Raw genomic sequence first — 19,144 nt, forward strand, 5'->3', positions numbered from 1 at the left:
GCCGAGTTTTTCCGCGTGTCCGCGCGATTTTGGTCCGTCGAGCTCGGCTCAGGCACAACTCGCGGACCTCCCCTGTCTCCCCTGTCACACCTGCCTCTCGCCTGTCATCCCTCCGGTTCGCGACCGACGGCACCGGAGCGGCAGGATGGGCCGCGACCGGTCCGGTGGGCCGGGCCGACCCTGGAGACAGGCGGAACCCGCGGCGATCACGCCGCCGGGAGCCGGCAGAGGAAGGACACACGGCATGGAACAGCGGACGCTGGGTAGCACCGGACGCGACGTCTCGGTGGTGGGACTGGGGACGTGGCAGCTCGGGACGGACTGGGGCGACGTCGGCGAGACCCAGGCTCTCGACGTCCTGGCCGCCTCCGTGGATGCCGGCGTGACCTTCCTCGACACCGCGGACGTCTACGGCGACGGCCGGAGCGAGCAGCTCATCGGGCGCTTCCTCGCCGAGAACCCGGGCACCGAGGTCTACGTGGGCACGAAGATGGGTCGCCGGGCGGACCAGGTTCCGGGGAACTACCACCTGCAGGCGTTCCGGGACTGGACCGACCGCTCCCGCCGCAATCTCGGCGTCGAGCGGCTCGACCTCGTCCAGCTGCACTGCCCGCCCACCGAGGTCCTCACCTCGACCGAGATCCGCGACGCTCTCGAGACGCTCGTGGCCGAGGACCGCATCGCCGCGTACGGCGTCAGCGTCGAGACCTGCGACCAGGCGCTCGCCTCGATCGACGCACTGGCGCCGGCGAGCATTCAGATCATCCTCAACGCCTTCCGTCGCAAGCCGCTCGAGCAGGTGCTGCCACGTGCCGCCGATGCCGACGTCGGAATCATCGCGCGTGTGCCGCTGGCCTCCGGGCTGCTGTCCGGGAGGTACACGAAAGACACGACCTTCGCGCCGACGGACCACCGGACGTTCAACCGGAACGGCGAGGCGTTCGACGTGGGTGAGACCTTCGCGGGCGTCGACTTCTCCACCGGCGTCGAGGCGGCCCAGGAGTTCTCCGCCCTCGTCGCCGACCTGGGACCGGCGGAGGCGAGTCCGGCCCAGGTCGCGCTGCGCTGGGTGATCCAGCAGGCTGGCGTGACCAGCGTCATTCCCGGCGCCCGGAACGTGGAGCAGGCGCGGGCGAATGCCGCTGCCGCGGCCCTCGAGCCGCTCTCCCCGGAGCTGCTGGCGGCCGTGGAGGAGTTGTACGAGAACCGGCTCCGCGCGCAGGTGCACGACCGCTGGTAGGTTTCCGGGGCCGCGCCGTCCGGAAAGGCAGGGAACATGACTGAGGCACCACCGAGCCGGCTGAACGCCCGCGTCGTCGGCATCTGCGTCGCCGCTGCGCTCGGCGGCTTTCTGTTCGGCTTCGACACCGCCGTGATCAACGGGGCCGTCGACGCCCTGTCGGCCGACTTCGAGCTCGGGACCCAGCTCCAGGGCTTCGCCGTCTCCTCAGCGTTGCTCGGCTGCGCCGCGGGCGCCTGGTTCGCCGGCCCGGTGGCCAACAAGCTCGGCCGCGTCCCGACGATGCTCGTCGCCGCTGGGCTCTTCCTGATCTCCGCGATCGGATCGGGGCTGGCGATCGGCGTGGTCGACCTGATCGGCTGGCGGGTGCTCGGCGGGCTCGGCGTCGGCGCCGCATCGGTCATCGCCCCGGCGTACATCGCCGAGGTCTCCCCCGCCCGGGTCCGCGGCCGGCTCGGCTCGCTGCAGCAGCTCGCGATCGTCACCGGCATCTTCACTGCGCTGCTGTCCGACACCGTGCTCGCGAACGCCGCCGGTGGCGCCGCGGAGCAGCTGTGGTTCGGCCGCGAGGCCTGGCGCTGGATGTTCATGGCCGAGGCGGTCCCCGCCGCGGTCTACGGCCTGTTCGCGCTGCGTCTGCCGGAGTCGCCGCGGTTCCTCGTCGCCCGGGACCGCCTCGACAAGGCCTCGCAGGTCCTGCACGACTTCACCGGGGTCGTCAACGTCAACCTCAAGATCGAGGAGATCCGCAAGACCCTCGACGTCGAGAAGCGCGAGTCGCTCGGCGACCTGCGCGGGTCTCGGCTGGGGCTCAAGCCCATCGTGTGGGTGGGGATCCTGCTGTCAGTGTTCCAGCAGTTCGTCGGGATCAACGTCATCTTCTACTACTCGACGACGCTGTGGCGTTCGGTCGGGTTCGAGGAGTCCGACGCACTGACCATCTCGGTGATCACGTCCGTGACGAACATCGTCGTCACGATCGTGGCCATCCTCCTCGTGGACAAGGTCGGCCGACGCCTCATGCTGCTCGTCGGATCGGTCGGCATGACCCTCTCCCTGGGCGTGATGGCGTTCTCGTTCAGCTTCGCGACCCTGGAGCGGCTGCCGGACGGGACCCAGGAGGCTCAGCTCGGTGAACCGTGGTCGATGATCGCGCTGATCTGCGCCAACATCTTCGTCGTCTCCTTCGGTGCGAGCTGGGGGCCACTGGTGTGGGTCCTGCTCGGTGAGATGTTCCCGAACCGGATCCGGGCCGGCGCCCTCGGCGTCGCGGCCGCCGCGCAGTGGCTGTCCAACTTCTTCATCTCGACGACGTTCCCGACCTTCTCCGAGATCGGTCTGCCGTTCGCGTACGGCTTCTACGCCACGTTCGCGCTCATCTCCTTCTTCTTCGTCTACTTCCGGGTCCCGGAGACCAAGGACATGGAGCTGGAGGACATGTCGGACGCGCCCCAAGCGCGCCGGCGGGCGGGCGCCTCGGCGGCGGGCTGATCCTTCAGGCGCCGAGCTCGAGGTACGGAACCAGCGCCGTGACGAGGGCGTCGACGTCCTCCTCGGTCGTGTCGAACGAGGCGACGGCCCGCACGGTCGAGGTGTCCCACGGAAGGACCGGAGCGGCGGCGACGACCTCCGCACGCCGCTCAGGCCGGACCGGGATGAAGACGAGGTTCGCCTCGACCGGATAGCGGGGCGTCACGCCGAGCGCCGCCAGCCGCTCCGCCAGCACCCGCGCCGCATCGTTCGCGCGGGCCGCGTTCTCTCGCCACAGATCGTCGCTGAGCAGGGCGAGCAGCTGCGCGGACAGGAAGCGCATCTTGGAGGCCAGCTGGGTCGAGGCCTTCCGCAACCGGTCGACGGGTTCGGCCAGATCCGGACCGCGGGTGATCACCGCCTCGCCGAGGAGCAGGCCGTTCTTCGTCCCACCGAAGGAGACGACATCGGCGCCGCCGGCGGAACCGGCCAGGTCGGTGCCGAGCGCGACCGCGGCGTTGGCAAGCCGGGCGCCGTCGAGGTGAACGCGAGCGCCGCGACCGCGGGCGGCGGCGATGACCGCGGCCAGTTCCTCGGGCCGATACACGGTTCCCGTCTCGGTGACCTGGGCGAGGGAGACCGCGGCCGGCCGCGCGTGATGCACGGTGCCGTCGTCGGCGTCGAAGGGCCCGGCGAGCGCCCCGGGCGTCAGCTTTCCCTGCGTGTGCGGCACCGTGGTCAGCCGCATGCCGCCGACCATCTCGGGGGCGGTCGACTCGTCGTTCGCCACGTGGGAGACAGTCGTCGTCACCACGGCCTCCCACCGGCGGATCAGGGACTGCAGGGCGACGACGTTCGCGCCGGTGCCGTTGAAGACCGGGAACACGGCGGCGTCGTCGCCGAAGAGGTCCCGCACCCGTTCGCCGAGTTCGGCCGTCCAAGGGTCGTCGCCGTAAGCGGAGGTGTGCCCCTCGTTGGCAGCACTCAGTGCGGCCAGCACGCGGGGATGGACGCCGGAAGCGTTGTCGGAGAGGAAGCCACGAGTCATCACCCCATTGTCCGCCGATCACCTCGCGCGCGCCGAAGCCGCCACATCGCGGGGGCCGGCATGGTTGGATCGGCGCAGAACGAGACAGCGCAGCCGCGATACCTGGGGGGATCATGGCGATCACCGCGTCGCGGACGATCCGACGTCCCGCGGCCGTGCTGGCGTGTGTCGTGACGGCCGCGGGTCTGGCGGCGTGCACCTCCGAGCCAGGGTCTGGACCGGAACCCACCGGCCTCGCGCCCACGACTGCACCGAGCGAGGAACCCAGCACCGGCCCGGCACCGGATGAGCCGACCGACCCGGGGGCGTTGCAGCACCTCGCGCTCGGGGAATGGTTCGAGCTGTACAGCACCGTCGACAATCCCGATCCGTCCGCGCAGACGCCGACGCGTGCCGGCTCGATGACCCTGCTGGGCTGGGACGAGGTCACCGGCTGCGAAACGGATCTCTCACCCGACGGGCATCGGCTCCTCGCCCTCGACTACACGGCGCACGCGGTCGACTTCGGCGCCACCGCGTGGAACGGCGTGCCGGTGTGGCTGCGACAACTCTTCTACGTCCCGGCCGACGCACCGGCCTACGAGCAGGACCTTCTCGAGATCGAGGACCTGGCGGGCAACGAGCTCGACCAGCTCGAGATGGGCTGCCTCGAGCCGGACGAGCGGGCCGCCGCCGAACTCAGGCCGGGACGGTCCGCCGCGGGCCGGATCGCCCTCTGGGTGCCCGATGAACCGGGCCGGCTGGTGCTTCGGATCAGCAGCGCGTTCGAACTCAGTCCGCACAGCTGGTACTACGGCTGGGACGTCACCGACCCCGCCGTCGCAGACCGAGCGGAGCCCGACGGCGATCCCGAGCTGCCCGAACTACCCGACGGCGCCCAGCCCCCCGACGGGCGAACCGTCCACGGCGCCGTTCCGATCGAGGTCGGGCAACCGTTCGAGCTGTCGATGCGGCCTGACGCACCCGGGGACGTCACGTTCGGCGACGTCACCATCGAGGAAGTCACGGTCGACCCGACGTGCCCGGACGCCGAGCCGCCGGCGGAGGGCCATCTGGTGCACGTGCGCTACTCGGCCACCCGGACCCAGGACGAGGTACCGCGCGCCATCGCGTCGGTCATGCTGCCGAACGAATGGGGGTTCATCGACGAGGACGGTCGCGAGACGTTCGGGCTCGAGGCGGATCGCCGCTGCGACGACGAGGACCTGGCGCTCGGCGAGAGGGACCCGGACCAGCTGCCGCTGAACGGCACCGGCAGCTATTCGATGACGCTGCACGTCCCGGAGTCGTCCGGGTCGATCTACCTGCCGAACAGCTACGAACCGGAGTTCCACTACGAACTCGAGCTATGAACCTCCGCGCGGTACATCTCGCGGGCCTGCTCGAACCCGATGACCCACCCGGTCTGGCGGATGCTTCGGTAGAAGGGCGTGGTGAGCATCTCGCCGTCGGCGTCGTAGACCTCGGGGAACCCGCCGTTGGCCAGCATGGCGTCCTCGTAGGCGGCCAGGTGGCGGCCGGCCTCGTCGAGGTAGTGGCCCTCCCCCGTCGCTCGGTGCAGCAGCACGAGCGTCTTGATGTACTCCATGCCCCAGAAGCTCCAGATGGCGTCACCGCCGTAGGAGGCGACGGCGAGCCGGACCACCGGGACCTGACGGTGCGCACGCTGCTCGACCTGATACTTCACCGGCAGCGGGTCGGCGATGCCGTGGCGCCGGATGTACTCCACCGAGCGGGTGAAGTAGTGCCGCTCACCCGGATCGGCCGGGTCGAGGAACCCGCTGGCCAGGGCGATGAGCCAGTCTGAGGAGTAGTACCGGCCGGCGACCGCCTCGGGCGAGAGGTCCTCGAGGAAGTGTCCCGCCTCGTCCAGCCAGAAGATCTCCAGGACCGAGTCCTTCAGACTGCGCAGGAAGGCCGGGTCGTCGTCGACGATGCCGAGCTTCATGGCGAGCTCGGAGGTCTTCCACAGCACGACGTTGTCGAAGAAGGCGGACCGGCGTTCGGTGATGTCCTTGGCGCCGGAGACGCGCAGGTCGGTGCGCACCCGCATGGCGTGCTCGTCCAGCAGCCGCCTGCGGTAGGTGCGGTAGTGGCGCGCCAGCGAGTAGCCGTACCGCTCGACCAGCGCCGCCGCCGCCTCCGTGGTGCCGAGCTCGTGGACGTCCGCGCCGTACTCGGCCGGCCGCCCCGGCTCCAGCCCGCGGAGCGAGGCGAGTGAATAGAGCATCCCGTACAGGGTGTCCGACGGGTAGTGGTAGAAGTTCACGCACGTCGCGGCCCGCCGCCCGGTGGCGACGATCGTCGTGCTGAGATCGTCCGTGCGGTCGAAGACGCCGAGCGCGTACCCGAGCGTCTGCAGATACACCGTCTGACGGTCGCGCCAGTCCTGCTCGCTGCCGGGGATGGCACGGTCGAGCATCGGGTAGTAGAAGACGCCGAGGTTGCGCACGAACAGGGCACTGAAGTGATCCCCGGAGATGAGCAGCAGCCGCTGGGGGTCGAAGCGCAGGTCGTGGATGTCCTCGATGATCCCGTCGACCGTGGTGGCCTGCGACCGCGGGGAGGAGACGTACCGGGTGGAGAGGATGTTCAGCCCGGTCGCGTAGACCGCGAGGGACTTCCAGGCCGGGCCCTGCCGCACCACGAGCCGGTCGTTGCGGTCGATGGTACGCAGTGCCTCTCCGGTGAACCGCGCACGGTAGGTGCGATCGACGATGGTGTACCGGCTGAACGGGTTGGTCACGTACGTGAAGACGAGCGACCCGAGCGCCACGATCGCCGACGCCACCGCGAGCAGGGGCGAGGTGAGCAGACGGAGCACGGGATCTCCCAGGACGCAGGTCGGGGCGTTCGTGGTGAGATTACGCGCCGGGGTACTCGCGGGCCAGGGTCCGTGAGTGAACCCATAGCAGGACCGAGCGCCGGCTAGGCCTCGCCGCGCTCGCGCTCGAGTTCGTGCTCGAGCTCGTCGACACGGCGACGCAGCTCGAGCACCTTGCGGACCCCGGGGAGAGTCACGCCCTCGTCGGTCAGTTGCAGGACCTCCCGCAGCCGGTCGATCTCCTCCTGGCTATACCGACGCTGGTTGCCGTCGGAGCGCTCCGGCTGCACGATCTCCTGCTCGTCGAGCCGGCGCAGCTGTGCGGTCGGCACCTCGAGTAACGAGGCCACCTGACCGATCGTGTAGAACGGCACGTTCCGGCCGGTCGCCGCCGGGCCCGGCGCGCCGTCGTCCTGACCGTCGCGTCGCATCACCACTCACCCCTCACCAGGATCAGCCCGCATCGTAGTTGCCGGCGCGCGGTGCGGGCTCCCCGGGTTCGGCGGAGGCGGAGCCGCGCCCGCCGTTCGCACGTACCCGCACGTCCTCCTCGAAGGGCAGGTTCTCGATCGAGACCTCACCGAGGCGCTCGGGCGCGGCCTGGGCGTCGCCGCCGGGACGCGCCGGGGTCAGCCCGGTCGCGATCCGCAGGATCTCGAACGGCACCGCGGCCGCCCAGGCCTGGGGTGAGCACGACGTCGGGTACGGCACCGGCACCGGTTTGTCCGCCCGGTCGAAGCCGCAGAACAACTCGGGCAGACGGCCGTCGAACGCCCTGGCAGCATCGATGAGGCCGTCGATGATGCGACGCGCCTGGCCGGCAAAACCGTAGGCGGCGACGCCCGCCGCACACAGCACGGTGTCGTGGGGCCAGACCGAGCCGTTGTGGTAACTCACCGGGTTGTACCGGGCGTTGCCGACGCCGAGCGTACGGATCCCGAAACCGGTGAACATCTCGGGTGAGACCAGCCGTTCGACCACCTGGTCGGCGACCTCCTCCTCGGCGATCCCGGTCCACAGGCAGTGGCCGACGTTCGAGGTGATCGCGTCGACCTGCCGCTTCTCGCCGTCCAGCGCCAGGGCGTAATACCCGGCACCCGGCATCCAGAACGCGGCGTGGAACCGGCGCTTCAGTTCGGCGGCACGGCGGCGCCACCGTTCGGCGTCGACGTGACGGCCCATGCGTTCGTCCAGGTCGGCCTTGGCGAGGTAGGCGGCGTAGCAGTAGCCCTGGACCTCGGCGAGGGCGATGGGTGTGCGCACCGTGGTCCCGTCCCGGAAGGAGATCCCGTCGTGACTGTCCTTCCAGCCCTGATTGGCCAGGCCGCGATCGGTACTGCGCTCGTACTCGACGAAACCGTCGCCGTCACGGTCCCCGTAGGTCTCGATCCAGGACAGGGCGGCGTCCACGGCCGGCAGCAACGGCTCGATCCGCTCCAGCGGCACCCCCCACCGGGCGGCTTGGCCCGCCAGGACGACGAAGAGCGGCGTGGCGTCGACCGAGCCGTAATAGACGCTGTCACCGCCCAGAGCCATGGACGTGTCGGCACCGAGTCTGACCTCGTGCAGGATCTTGCCGGGCTGTTCCTCGGTCATCACGTCGACCTCGGTGCCCTGCATGCGGGCCAGCGTGCGCATGGTGCCGAGGGCCAGCTCGGGCGAGAACGGCAGCGTCATCCAGCTCGTGAGGAGGGAGTCGCGCCCGAAGAGGGCCATGAACCATGGCGCGCCTGCCGCGACGACGTCGTCCTCGGGGTGCCGAGGGTCGACGATGCGCAGGGCGCCGAGATCCTCCTCGCTGCGCTCGAGCGCCTCGGCCAGCGCAGGGTCGTCGACGCGAATGGCGGGCACCGACTCGCGCCAGCCACGCATGCGGCGGGCCGGCTCGGCCTGGTCCACCGGCTGCTCGACGGAGAACGCCATCCCGAGGTCCTCGCCGCCGACCACGGCCACGGCCTCCACGGTCACCGTGGTGCTGCCACCGGCCGGGACGACCAGGGACGTTCGCAGTGACTGCTCGCCGGCCGTGGCTCCACCGGCGGTGACACGCACCCCACGACTGTCCTGAGCACGATCCATCCACAGCGACAGCTCGGACCCGGCTGCCCGCCGCCCCACGCGGCGCGGGTGCCGGACGCGGTTCTCCTTGACCTCGAACAGGTCTGCGAAGTCCGCGTCCACCTCCAGGCGCAGGTCCACGCCCGCCGCCTCGGGACCGAAGTTGCGCAGGGTGATGTCCTCACGCATGCCCTGGGCAACGTAACGCTTTCGTTCGACGACGAGAGTCGGCTCGCTCTGACCGGGCCGCGGCGCTGCACGGCCGACGAACGTCGCCTCGTACGGTTCGCCCGGAGTGACGGCGAGCGGCTCCGGCACCGTCCCGTCGATCGTCAGCTCCCACCGGGACAGCAGCCGGGTGTCACGGACGAAGAGACCGTGGGCGTACTCGGGGTGGATGTCGCCACTCGTGCCGCTGACGCAGAACGACGACCCCTCGACTAGGGTCACCGTGCCGCTCGGACTGCTCTGCATCGCCTCCGACATCAGATCACGCCTCCAACTAGCTTGCTCCTAGACTCATGATAATCTTCATATCGCAGTCGTAGGTTTGGTACCTCCGAGGATGTGGGGCCTTTCTCGATCAGCCGTCAACCGGCATGTGTAAGGAGGGGCGTGTGTCCATCGTTTCGACGCAGACCGCGGCGCGGGCCGACGAGCCGAGCGACAGCGGGAGGCCGTTGAGGATCGCGATGATCGCACCACCGTGGTTCGAGCTGCCGCCGAAGGGATACGGCGGGACGGAGGCCGTGGTGGCCTCATTGGTCGACGGCCTGGTCCGGCGCGGCCACGACGTCACCCTGGTGGCCGCGGGCGAGCACCGCACGCGAGCCACGAGGTTCCATGCGGTCTACGACGTGCCGCCGACCTCGCTCCTCGGGACACCGATGCCTGAAGTCGTCGTCGCGGCCGAGGCCGCGCGAGTGCTCGAGACGTTCGAGGTCGACGTGGTCCACGACCACACTCTCGCCGGGCCGTTGCTCGCCCGTGGCCGGCAGATCCCGACCGTGACGACGATGCACGGGCCGGTGACCGGGGCGAACGGCGACTACGTCGAACGGCTCGGCCGCAGCGTGGACGTGGTGGCGATCTCGGACGCCCAGCGCCGCGCGAACCCACGCCTGAACTGGGTGGGCACGGTGCACAACGCCATCGACGTGGCGTCCTTCCCCTATCGCGCGGAGAAGGACGACTACGTGCTGTGGCTCGGCCGGTTCAACCCCGACAAGGGCGCACACCTCGCGATCGACGCGGCACGCGCGGCTGGGCGCCCGATCGTGCTGGCCGGCAAACTCAACGAGGCGGGGGAACGCGAGTACTTCGAGACGTTCGTCCGCCCCCGCCTGGGTGACGACGTCGAGTACGTCGGTGAAGCGGACGCCCGTACCAAGCGTGACCTGCTCGCCTACGCACGGGCCCTGGCCTTCCCCATCCAGTGGGAGGAGCCGTTCGGCATGGTGATGATCGAGGCGATGGCGTGCGGCACCCCCGTGGTCGCGATGGATCGCGGCAGTGTTCCGGAGGTGGTCGAGCACGGCCGCAGCGGCCTCGTGGTCGACAGCTTCGCTGACTTCGTCGACGCCCTGGAGGCCGTCGACGAGCTCGACCCGGCTGACGCGCGGATGCGTGCCGAGGAGATGTTCGACGTCGACGTGATGGCGGCCGGCTACGAACGGGTCTACCGCATGCTCGTCGAGGGAACGAGCAGCATCCGGCAGCTGACCGACACCGACTTCGGAGAGGTGGCTTGAGCGCTGCACCCATGGCAACGTGACCCGGAACGCACGACTGCGGAGGCCTGTGTCGCGGCAGCCCCTACCGGGTGTGCGCCTGTCCTCACACGCGTTCCCCTGACGCGCTCGAGGGGGTCTGTGACGTGGCCGTCCGGCGGACAGCACGAAGCCCGGACCCCGAGAGGTCCGGGCTTCGGTCGACGCCCGGAGGGCGTCGCGGAATGTGGAGATGGGGGGAATCGAACCCCCGTCCGACGGCGTGGAACCAGGGCTTCTCCGGGCGCAGTCTGCTGCTGATTTTCTCGGCCCCAGCGATCACGCAGACAAGTCGCTGACGGGCTCAGTCACCTGGATGTTCCCGCAGCCCCGGTGACGAGGACTGCGAGCAGTGGCTCTCTAGCTGACGCCAGGAACCGGGTCGAGAGCTAACCCGGGCTGACGGAGTTCGAGGCTCGCTCAGGCGGCGAGGGCGAACTCGGTGCGCTTGGAATCGGCACCTATTGGTTTGCAGAGGGCGTTAACGAGATAACTCTGCGTCCTCGGCCCGCTTCACCTGGATCGACGACCGTCGTCGAAACCGATCATCCCCTGTGGAGTTGTGCTGTGTACCAGCCGGCTCACGCCGGTCCGGTCTCACCATGCTATGGGCACAACACGGATCCGCGCACGGACATTCCCGCGCCGGCCGGTGTGGCGCACATCGCAGCCGCGGGTGCGTCGTGACGGATCGACGGCACATGTCTGGACGAGCGGCACAAGAATGACGAGTCGGCACAAGAGTGACGAGTCGCGGGTGGGTGGGCGGGTGGCGCTAGTTCGTGCGCTTCTTGCCGGAGAGCAGCGAGTCGAGGATGAGTGTGCCCGCGATGCCGAGCAGGAAGACGTCTTTGGCGATCCCGATCCCCTGCTGGCTCGGCTTGATGCGTGAGCCGTCCTCGGTCATGCCCGGGGTGTTGGTGTACATGTACAGCAACGACCCCGAGAACCCGGCGAGCCCGAGGCCGGCGAGCCAGCTCGGCACGAGCGGGGCGATCAAGGCCGCGCCGAGGCCGATCTCGGCGTTGGCCAGGAGCTTGCCGAAGTCCTGCGGCGAGAGATCCTTCAGCTGCGGGAACGCGTTGGCAGCCATGTCCTGGTACTGCGCCGCGTCCTCGGCGGACAGGCCCCGCTTGCCCAGGCCCGAGTTGAGGATGAAAGCGCCGGCGGCGACGCGGGCGGGGACATGGCTGAGCTTGAGCGGCAGACCCATGGGAGCGACCTCCAAGACCGGACGGCTATGTGAACGCCCTCAACCTAACCGGTCGGGCGAGATCGGCACACCCGGAGCGCCGCGAAGCCACGTGGAGCGTCGCGTCGCTCTGCGCAGGATGAGACCTGCGCACTCCTGACACTCACCAGCTCCCGCCGCCGGTGCCGCCCACGCCCGCACCCACGGTTCCGCCGGTGAACCCGGACCCTCCGCCGGCGCCGACCGAGGCCGCGGTCACCGCTGTCGTCGTGAACGCTCCTACCGATGCGGCGAACCGGTCGGACCCCGCCCACACGTGCACCCCGGGAAGCCCGACGTACCAGGCCGGCTCGGGAACGGCCATGCCCCGTGCGGCCGCGTCGGCGACGATCTGTGCCCACCGGTCGGCCAGCCCGAAGACGATGGCCCACGGCAGGTACCGAGAGAAGACATCCTCGCCCTCCTCGAAGCGGAGCTGCTCCGCCTCCGCCGTGGCCAGGTACTCACGGAAGCCGAGCGCCTGGGCGAGCACCGCAGTGCCGGCAGCGGTGCGGGCCGGCATCGACGCGGAGGCGACCATCAGCGCCACGCCGACGGCCAGCGGCGCGAACGCGAACACCAGCGGCAGCTGGGTCAGCCAGAGGACCGGCACCGAGATCGCGCCGAGCCCCAGCACCACCGCACCTCGCGCGATCCACCGGTGGCGGACCTTCTGCGGCGAGGCGGTGAACCAGCCACGCTCGACGACGGTCGTGTAGAGGTCCGCCGAGGTGGCGCTGACCGTCTCGTGCAGGTTGCCGCCGAGGTCCGAGAGAAGTGGTGCCTCGTCATCGGCGAAGAGCCGGTCCAGCAGCGCCGCTTCATAGGCCTCGAGATGATCGGTGTCCGTCCGCAACTGCACGAGCCGCCAGTCCCCCGGTTCCGGGGTCGCCCGGCCGTGAAGCTCACTGGCCTCGTCCACCTCGGAGTCGGCGTCCTCGGGGCCGTCGTCGGGCTCTGATCCGGCGACCTCCTCGATGCGCAGGTATCCCCGGACGGCCAGGTCGACGATCGTCGCCGTCACGTCGTGGCGGTGCGCGATCTCGTCGGCGAGGGTGCCCACCTCGCCGGGCCGGACTCCGTCGGGCGGTGTGAACCGGACGGCCACGGACTGCTGGGGCGCCGGACCGACTGTGCCGGGCGCGTCACCAACCGGAGTCAGGCCCGGGGTGAGCCCCAGGTACGCACGGTCGCGGCCCCGCGTCCGGGCGAGCACGCCGATACCGGCGAGGGCAGCGAGGACGGCAGCGGCCGTGATGCCACCAGTCACAGGCGTGAGCTGGACGACGTTGGCGGGCGTGTATCGGTGGACGAGTTCGGGTTCGGCGCCGGTGAACGTGCCGCCGGGCCAGCCGACGACCACGCTGACGCCCTCACCGTCGCCGAGGCCGGTAGTGCTCGCATGGACGGTCCGGCCGTCGGTGGTGACGTCCGCGCACGGGTCCGTCGAACCCGTCGGTCCGACGTAGCAGGCGCTGCGCTCCGGGGCGACCGGGCCGGAGATCGCGACGCTCAGCTCGTCGATCGGGATCTCGAAGCCGCCCGGGGCGACGACGTTCCAGTACAGCTCGTCCTCACCGCCTGCCTCGGCCGGGTTCACCAGCCCCGTGACGGTGTAGGTGATCCGGTAGTCGTGTGCGCCGGTGATCTCGGTGTCCTCGTCGCCGACGTAGACGCCGACCACTCCGTCCTCATGCTCCACGCGCAGGTCGTCCGGGGCTGTCTGTGAGTGCGCGGTGACGTCGTCGATCTCGAATCGGCGGTAATGGTCCGGGTCGCCGACGATCTCCTGGAGCTCGGCGAGCACGAGGTAGGGACCGTGCGCCTCCTCGGAACCCAGATCGAGCCGCAGGTCGACCGTGACGTCGGCCCGCCCACCCTCGGCGGCCAGGTCCGCCGTGATATCCATCCGGCTGATGGTGCCCACCGCCTCGTCGTCGGCGTGGGCCGGCGTCACCGGCAGGATGAGCGCGCCCAGCACCGTCACTGCCCCCGCCAGGGCCAGCATCGCGGTGACTCCCGCGCGCCGCATGTCCGTCACCATCGGGTGCCCCCCTCTCGTCGATCCCGATCACGGTAGACGGCGAGGTGGGCGCGCACGTCCGTCCGCGGACGGAGATCACGGCCCGGCGGCAGGGAACGGCTCCGACCGCGGGTGGAGCCTCGTCGATCACCCGCCGGTGGACCGACCGGGATCTGCCGTCAGCGGTGCTGACGCAGGCTCATCGCCCGCTGCGCCTCGCGCTGGTCCTGCTTCTCGCGCAGGGTCTGCCGCTTGTCGAACTCCTGCTTGCCTCGCACCAGCGCGATCTCGACCTTGGCCCTCCCCTTGAGGAAGTACAGCTCGAGCGGCACGATCGTGCGGCCCTTCTCCCGGGACTTGCTGCCGAGCTTGACGATCTCGTCCTTGTGCAGCAAGAGCTTGCGCTTGCGGCGCGGGCCGTGATTCGTCCACGAACCCTGCGTGTACTCGGGGATGTGCACGTTGTGCAGCCAGGCCTCACCGCCGGCGACCTCGACCCATCCCTCGACGAGGGAGGCCCGGCCCATGCGCAGCGCCTTGACCTCGGTGCCGGTGAGCGCGAGGCCTGCCTCGAACGTGTCGTCGATGTGGTAGTCGTACCGGGCGCGCCTGTTGCGGGCGACCACCTTGCGGGCGTCGGCGTCCGCCTTGGCCCGCTGCGCCGCGGTGGGCTTCTTCGCCCCGGGTGCGTTCGCGCGGGCCATGGTCGGTTCCTCTCTCGTTCGGGGTGCCACGGTCGTGGCGAGCGGTGTGCGCAGCTGCGCATGCCGACCCTCCAGGATAGGCCACCGACCTGGTGCGGCTCGACGACTTTTCGCTGCCGGCGTGCAGGCGGGCGTCATCGAGACGTAACACCGTGCGCATCGCCCGGCAACATCGCCCTGCCACGGTGCCTCGCATGGAGAGCAACAGATCGACCGACGCCGTCACCACCACGGACCGGACCCGCGCCACCGGCCTGCTGCGCCGGGGGCTCGCCCGGCGCAATGTCCTCCGGGCGGCCGGGGCGGCCACGCTCGCTGGCACCTCCCTGGCCACCGTCGCGGGGAGTGCGCACGCCCGCCGCGCCCGCGGACCCGCGGTCGGAGCGGGTTTCCCGATCCTCCAGCCCGCAGCGGGCCCCACCCGTGGCGTCTACGTGCCGGCGCGGCCCGATGAGATCACCTGGGGGCATCTGCCCACGCGGACGGCCGAACCGGTCGCCGTCGTCGACTCGGGCGCCGTCGTCACGGTCGACACGATCTCCCACGAAGGCGTGCTGGAGGACCAGGGCAAGGACCCGACGGAGTACTTCACCTCGTTCGACGTCCCCACTGACCGGATCCTCGACGACGCCGTCGGCGTCGCGGCGCACGCCGAGCACGACGGCCCGGGACCGCACGTGGTCACCGGCCCGATCGCGGTGCGCGGCGCCGAGCCCGGTGATGTGCTGCGGATCGAGGTGCTGGACCTGCAGCTGCGTGTCCCGTACGGCGTCGTCTCCAACCGGGAGGGCAAAGGGGCGCTTCCAGGCGTCTATCCCGAGGCCTTCCGCGGCGTGGAGGAGTACGCGCCGTACCTGAACGCCGGCGGGAACGTCAGCGTGTTCACCGAGGTCGTCAAGTCCGGCGGGCGGTACCGCGGATCGATGCCGGGGGACGTGCCGGTCTCCTTCGACCTCGCTCCGTTCATGGGGATCATGGGCGTCGCCCGGGACACCGGCGCGATGGTGGACTCGGTGCCACCGACGGATGCCGGCGGCAATCTCGACATCACCGATCTGGGCGTCGGTTCGACGTTGTACCTACCGATCCAGGTCGCGGGCGGGCTCTTCTTCACCGGTGACCCGCACATGGCGCAGGGCGACGGCGAGGTCGCCCTCACCGCGATGGAGGGCTCGCTGCGGGGCACGTTCCGGCTCACGGTCGTCCCTCGAGGCGGCGAGGGCGCTCCGGCGGCCGCTTTCGAGTACCCGTTCGCCGAGACACCCGACCACTGGATCCCCGTCGGCCTGAGCGACCCCGACGGCCCCGAGAACGGCGGCAACGAGACCAGTCTGGACGTCGCGATGCAGACCGCGGTGCGCCACGCCCTGGCGTTCCTCACCGAGGATGTCGGCATGTCCGCTCCGGTCGCCTACGCCTATCTCAGCACGGCCACTGACTTCCAGGTCTCCCAGGTCGTCGACCGCACGACCGGGATCCATGCGCTGATCCGCAAGGCGGACTTCGGCTGATCCGCCGCTGCGCCTCCCCGAGGCCGTCGACCTGATCAGCCGGCCTGGGCGAGGGTGTGACCGGCCAGGTCCGCCTCGAGATCGCCGGTCTCCCCCTCGGCCACGGCGCGCCGGCCGACGACCAGCGTGTACGTCCAGTAGGCGGCGAGAACCAGGGCACCGATGGTCAGCTCGGCCCACGTCGGCAGGAACGAGGCGGTGACGAACCCCTCGACGAGGCCGGAGACACCGAGGACGACGACGAGCCCGACCGCCACCGTGACGAGCGAGCGTCCCTCGTCCGCGAGCGCACGTCCGCGGGTGCGCCCGCCCGGGGAGACGGCCGTCCAGAACAGCTTCAGCCCGGCGCCGCCGGCAATGAAGATCGCGGTCAGCTCCATCATCCCGTGCGGCAGGATGAGAGAGAAGTACACGCCGACGTCGCCGTAGACCTCCATGATCGCCCCGGCCTGCCCGATCCCGACGGCGTTCTGGTACAGCACGAAGACCGGGTAGACCCCGGTGATGCCCAGCCCGATGCACTGGGCGGCTATCCACGCATTGTTGGTCCACACCTGGGCGGCGAAGTCCGGGGCCGGGTAGTTGTTGTAGTAGGCGGCGAATGCCTCCTCGGCGTAGTTCTGCAGCTGGGAGGGCGAGCCGAGCTGCGCCATCACCTCCGGGGTGCGTGCCGCATGGACACCGGCGACGACGGCGAGGACGAGGAACGCCGCGGCGACCGCCACCGTCCACCACCGCACGCGGTAGAACGCGGCCGGCAGCGACCGGGCGAAGAACCGGACGACATCGTCGAGCCGGAGCTCGTGCGTCCCGGCGACCCGCCCGCGAGCGTGGCCGAGCAGGACGGAGAGCCGGCTGACCAGATGCGGGTCCGGTGCCGAACTGCGCAACGCGGACAGGTGGCCGGCGGTGGCCTGGTACAGGCGGACCAGCTCGTCGGCCTCCGGACCGGTCAGCTCCCGCCGCCGGCTCAGCTCCTCGAGGCGGCGCCATTCGCCCTCGTGCACGGCGGCAAACGCATCGGGGTCCACGCCGGTACCCTGCCACAGGTGACCACCCGCGTGTCCGGACCGGAGGCTGCGCTGGCCCAGGCGCGCCTGCAGGACGATCTCATCGTCACCGGAGAGGCGGTCGCCCTCGAGTCGCGGCCCGCCTCGGTGGGGATGCGCGCGCTCGGCAGCATGCTCGACGCGATCGCCGTCGCCGCGGCCGCCTACCTGCTGCTCATCGCGGCCACGCCGCTGCTCAACCAGCTCAACGCGGCCCAGCTCGGGGTGGTCCAGGTGGTCACGGTCGCCACGATCTTCGTCTTCGTGCCCGTCACGGTCGAGACGCTCACCCGCGGACGATCGCTCGGCAAGCTCGCCACCGGCATCCGGGTGGTGCGCAACGACGGCGGCCCCATCCGGATGCGGCACGCCCTGGTCCGCGCACTCGTCGGCATCGGCGACCTCTGGCTCACGCTCGGCGCCATGGCAGTCATCTCCGCCATCCTCACCCGGCGCGGGAAACGGGTCGGCGACATCCTCGCCGGCACCTACGCGGTGCGGATCCGCGGCGACGACCGCGCGCTGCCGCCGCTGATCATGCCGCCCGAGCTGGCCGCCTGGGCCGCCGGAGCAGACATCCGCCGACTGCCCGACGGCGTCGGCCTGGCGGCCCGGCAGTTCCTGTCCCGGACCGGATCGATGGACAGACGGGCACGGGAGGACATGGGCCGCCAGCTCGCCGCCCGGATCGAGCCCCTCGTCTCGCCACCGCCGCCGTGGGGGACGCATCCCGAACGGTTCCTGGCCGCCGTGCTGGTCGCGCGTCGGGACCGGGAATACGCCGTCGGGCTGCGTGCCCGCGAACGCGAGGACGCCGAGGCGGCGCAGGTGACCCGGCTGCCGCACCAGATCGCGGGCTAAGCCATCGCCGGCGCCTTCTCCTCGCCCGTCGTCTCGCCGGTCAGGCGCCGCTTGGGCAGCTCCTTGGTCGGGTCGACGAACGGCTTCGGGACGACGACGGCGGCCACCCGCCCGGCCGGGGTGTCGACCTCCAGCTCGGTGCCGATCTCGCCGAGCTCGACGGGCACCATCGCCAGACCGATGTTCTGCTCCAGCCGCGGCGACCAGCAGGCGGAGGTGACCTCGCCGACGACGACGCCCGAGGAAGAGACGTCGAACGGCTCGATCATGCTGCCGTCGTTGTAGCTTCCCAGGGGGTTTCCGCCGATCTCCAGGCCGACGAGCTTGCGGCTCACCCCCTGGTCCTTGATGCGGCGCAGGGCGTCCTTGCCGATGAAGTCGGCCTCCTGGTCGAGGTTGACCATCCAGTCGTAGCCCATGCCGACCTCGAACGGGTTCGTGTCGAACGTGATGTCGGCGCCGAAGGCGAGCATGCCCGCCTCGATCCGGCGGATGTGGCACGGGCCGATCGGGACCATGCCGTAGGGCTGGCCGGCGTCCCAGACCCGCTCCCAGAGCCGGACGCCGTCGCGGGAGGCGTTGCGCACGTAGATCTCGAATCCGGCCTCGCCGCTGTAACCGGTGCGCGAGACCACCACGCGCATGCCGTCCAGCTCGTACTCGGCGAGCCGGTAGTAGTCGATCTCGAGCACCTCGGGACCGAACAGGTCCCGCATGACGTGCACCGACTTCGGCCCCTGGACCTGCACGGGTGCGACGTCGGCCTCCCGGATCTGCACGTCCCAGCCGGAGCCGAGGGCGACCCCGCGAGCCCACAGCAGGATGTCGCTGTCGGCCAGGGAGAGCCAGAAGTGGTTCTCCCCGAGCCGGAGGAGGACCGGGTCGTTGAGGATGCCACCGTCGGTGTCGGTGAGGAAGACGTACTTGCACTGCCCCACGTCGCACCGGCTGAGATCACGAGTGACGAGGTAGTTGGTGAAGTCGAAGGCGTCCGGTCCGGTGATCTCGACCTGGCGCTCGACGCCGACGTCCCACAGCGTCACACCGGTCAGCAACGACCAGTATTCGGCAACCGGGTCGCCGTAGTGCCGGGCGTGGTAGGTGCGGTTGTAGACGCTGTACATGGCCACGCCGTGCCGGCGTGAGGCGGGGAAGAACGGGGTCTTGCGGATGCGCGGGTAGAGGAGAACACGGGGTTCGGCGTTGATGGGCATCGGGGGCCTCCTGCTTGTCGAGAACCGCGACCGTGATGTCCCTCACCATTCTGCCCACGCCGTTGCGCGGGACGCAATGCATTGCGCCATACGCAACGTGCGTGTCGTGTGCGATGTCCCGGCACCGCGCACGCCGCGACTA

At 70.4% G+C, this 19,144-nt stretch carries 15 protein-coding genes and 1 other RNA gene; 6 read left to right on the forward strand and 10 right to left on the reverse strand.

Annotated features, from left to right (window positions below):
- Positions 1-244: 244 nt before the first annotated feature.
- Both ACFSE6_RS03895 and ACFSE6_RS03900 read left to right on the forward strand, forming a co-directional pair.
- Positions 245-1,240, forward strand: a complete 996-nt coding sequence (locus ACFSE6_RS03895) for an aldo/keto reductase (RefSeq protein ID WP_388002406.1) — start codon at positions 245-247, stop codon at positions 1,238-1,240.
- A gap of 36 nt (positions 1,241-1,276) precedes the next feature.
- On the forward strand, positions 1,277-2,731 hold the full coding sequence (locus tag ACFSE6_RS03900; protein WP_388002407.1) for a sugar porter family MFS transporter: 1,455 nt from the start codon (positions 1,277-1,279) through the stop codon (positions 2,729-2,731).
- A gap of 4 nt (positions 2,732-2,735) precedes the next feature.
- Here the strand turns inward: ACFSE6_RS03900 and ACFSE6_RS03905 are convergent, their stop codons facing one another.
- Positions 2,736-3,758, reverse strand: coding sequence for a threonine aldolase family protein (locus ACFSE6_RS03905; RefSeq protein WP_388002408.1), 1,023 nt, complete (start codon positions 3,756-3,758; stop codon positions 2,736-2,738).
- Positions 3,759-3,871: 113 nt separating this feature from the next.
- On the opposite strand from ACFSE6_RS03905, the gene ACFSE6_RS03910 reads away from it, so the two are divergent.
- Positions 3,872-5,110 (forward strand): hypothetical protein, encoded by a 1,239-nt coding sequence (locus tag ACFSE6_RS03910; protein ID WP_388002409.1) that lies wholly within the window; start codon positions 3,872-3,874, stop codon positions 5,108-5,110.
- Here ACFSE6_RS03910 and ACFSE6_RS03915 read toward each other — a convergent pair.
- The 3 genes from ACFSE6_RS03915 to ACFSE6_RS03925 all read right to left on the reverse strand — a co-directional run bounded on the left by ACFSE6_RS03915 (position 5,092) and on the right by ACFSE6_RS03925 (position 9,090).
- Positions 5,092-6,582 carry a hypothetical protein gene (locus ACFSE6_RS03915; protein ID WP_388002410.1) on the reverse strand — a complete coding sequence of 497 codons (1,491 nt, stop codon included), beginning with the start codon at positions 6,580-6,582 and terminating at the stop codon, positions 5,092-5,094. The two genes, ACFSE6_RS03910 and ACFSE6_RS03915, sit on opposite strands and share 19 nt — an antisense overlap.
- A 104-nt stretch (positions 6,583-6,686) precedes the next feature.
- Positions 6,687-7,013 carry a MerR family transcriptional regulator gene (locus ACFSE6_RS03920; protein WP_388002411.1) on the reverse strand — a complete coding sequence of 109 codons (327 nt, stop codon included), beginning with the start codon at positions 7,011-7,013 and terminating at the stop codon, positions 6,687-6,689.
- 22 nt (positions 7,014-7,035) lie between these two features.
- Positions 7,036-9,090, reverse strand: a complete 2,055-nt coding sequence (locus ACFSE6_RS03925; protein WP_388002412.1) for an amylo-alpha-1,6-glucosidase — start codon at positions 9,088-9,090, stop codon at positions 7,036-7,038.
- 167 nt (positions 9,091-9,257) lie between these two features.
- Here ACFSE6_RS03925 and ACFSE6_RS03930 point away from each other — a divergent pair, with 167 nt between their 5' ends.
- Positions 9,258-10,391 (forward strand): glycosyltransferase family 4 protein, encoded by a 1,134-nt coding sequence (locus tag ACFSE6_RS03930; protein ID WP_388002413.1) that lies wholly within the window; start codon positions 9,258-9,260, stop codon positions 10,389-10,391.
- 203 nt (positions 10,392-10,594) lie between these two features.
- Here ACFSE6_RS03930 and ssrA read toward each other — a convergent pair.
- From ssrA to smpB, 4 genes are all read right to left on the reverse strand, one after another.
- Positions 10,595-10,962: a transfer-messenger RNA gene (ssrA, locus tag ACFSE6_RS03935) on the reverse strand.
- Between the two features lie 222 nt (positions 10,963-11,184).
- Entirely contained in the window at positions 11,185-11,622 is a 438-nt protein-coding gene (locus ACFSE6_RS03940) for a hypothetical protein (RefSeq protein ID WP_388002414.1), read from the reverse strand.
- A gap of 142 nt (positions 11,623-11,764) precedes the next feature.
- Positions 11,765-13,672, reverse strand: coding sequence for a DUF2207 domain-containing protein (locus ACFSE6_RS03945; RefSeq protein WP_388002415.1), 1,908 nt, complete (start codon positions 13,670-13,672; stop codon positions 11,765-11,767).
- A gap of 170 nt (positions 13,673-13,842) precedes the next feature.
- Positions 13,843-14,367 carry an SsrA-binding protein SmpB gene (gene smpB, locus ACFSE6_RS03950; RefSeq protein WP_388002416.1) on the reverse strand — a complete coding sequence of 175 codons (525 nt, stop codon included), beginning with the start codon at positions 14,365-14,367 and terminating at the stop codon, positions 13,843-13,845.
- A 194-nt stretch (positions 14,368-14,561) separates the two neighbouring features.
- Between smpB and ACFSE6_RS03955 the strand changes: the two genes are divergently transcribed.
- Positions 14,562-15,878, forward strand: a complete 1,317-nt coding sequence (locus tag ACFSE6_RS03955) for an acetamidase/formamidase family protein (RefSeq protein ID WP_388002417.1) — start codon at positions 14,562-14,564, stop codon at positions 15,876-15,878.
- Positions 15,879-15,913: 35 nt separating this feature from the next.
- Here ACFSE6_RS03955 and ACFSE6_RS03960 read toward each other — a convergent pair whose 3' ends face one another.
- Positions 15,914-16,909, reverse strand: a complete 996-nt coding sequence (locus ACFSE6_RS03960; protein WP_388002418.1) for a stage II sporulation protein M — start codon at positions 16,907-16,909, stop codon at positions 15,914-15,916.
- 18 nt (positions 16,910-16,927) lie between these two features.
- Between ACFSE6_RS03960 and ACFSE6_RS03965 the strand changes: the two genes are divergently transcribed.
- A complete protein-coding gene (locus ACFSE6_RS03965; RefSeq protein WP_388002419.1) occupies positions 16,928-17,788 on the forward strand; it encodes an RDD family protein in 861 nt (286 codons plus the stop codon).
- Here the strand turns inward: ACFSE6_RS03965 and ACFSE6_RS03970 are convergent.
- Positions 17,785-19,002 (reverse strand): glycine cleavage T C-terminal barrel domain-containing protein, encoded by a 1,218-nt coding sequence (locus tag ACFSE6_RS03970; protein WP_388002420.1) that lies wholly within the window; start codon positions 19,000-19,002, stop codon positions 17,785-17,787. The genes ACFSE6_RS03965 and ACFSE6_RS03970 overlap by 4 nt on opposite strands.
- Positions 19,003-19,144 lie beyond the last annotated feature (142 nt).

Origin of the sequence: Georgenia deserti, assembly GCF_042680605.1 — a bacterium.
Lineage (GTDB): Bacteria > Actinomycetota > Actinomycetes > Actinomycetales > Actinomycetaceae > Allobogoriella > Allobogoriella deserti.

Bases quoted from the DNA above. Each gene is read 5' to 3' on its own strand.
- smpB (WP_388002416.1), bottom strand. From the start codon at position 14,367: ATGGCCCGCGCGAACGCACCCGGGGCGAAGAAGCCCACCGCGGCGCAG.
- ACFSE6_RS03905 (WP_388002408.1), bottom strand. From the start codon at position 3,758: ATGACTCGTGGCTTCCTCTCCGACAACGCTTCCGGCGTCCATCCCCGC.
- ACFSE6_RS03900 (WP_388002407.1), top strand. From the start codon at position 1,277: ATGACTGAGGCACCACCGAGCCGGCTGAACGCCCGCGTCGTCGGCATC.
- ACFSE6_RS03895 (WP_388002406.1), top strand. From the start codon at position 245: ATGGAACAGCGGACGCTGGGTAGCACCGGACGCGACGTCTCGGTGGTG.
- ACFSE6_RS03910 (WP_388002409.1), top strand. From the start codon at position 3,872: ATGGCGATCACCGCGTCGCGGACGATCCGACGTCCCGCGGCCGTGCTG.
- ACFSE6_RS03920 (WP_388002411.1), bottom strand. From the start codon at position 7,013: ATGCGACGCGACGGTCAGGACGACGGCGCGCCGGGCCCGGCGGCGACC.
- ACFSE6_RS03970 (WP_388002420.1), bottom strand. From the start codon at position 19,002: ATGCCCATCAACGCCGAACCCCGTGTTCTCCTCTACCCGCGCATCCGC.
- ACFSE6_RS03940 (WP_388002414.1), bottom strand. From the start codon at position 11,622: ATGGGTCTGCCGCTCAAGCTCAGCCATGTCCCCGCCCGCGTCGCCGCC.
- ACFSE6_RS03955 (WP_388002417.1), top strand. From the start codon at position 14,562: ATGGAGAGCAACAGATCGACCGACGCCGTCACCACCACGGACCGGACC.
- ACFSE6_RS03945 (WP_388002415.1), bottom strand. From the start codon at position 13,672: ATGCGGCGCGCGGGAGTCACCGCGATGCTGGCCCTGGCGGGGGCAGTG.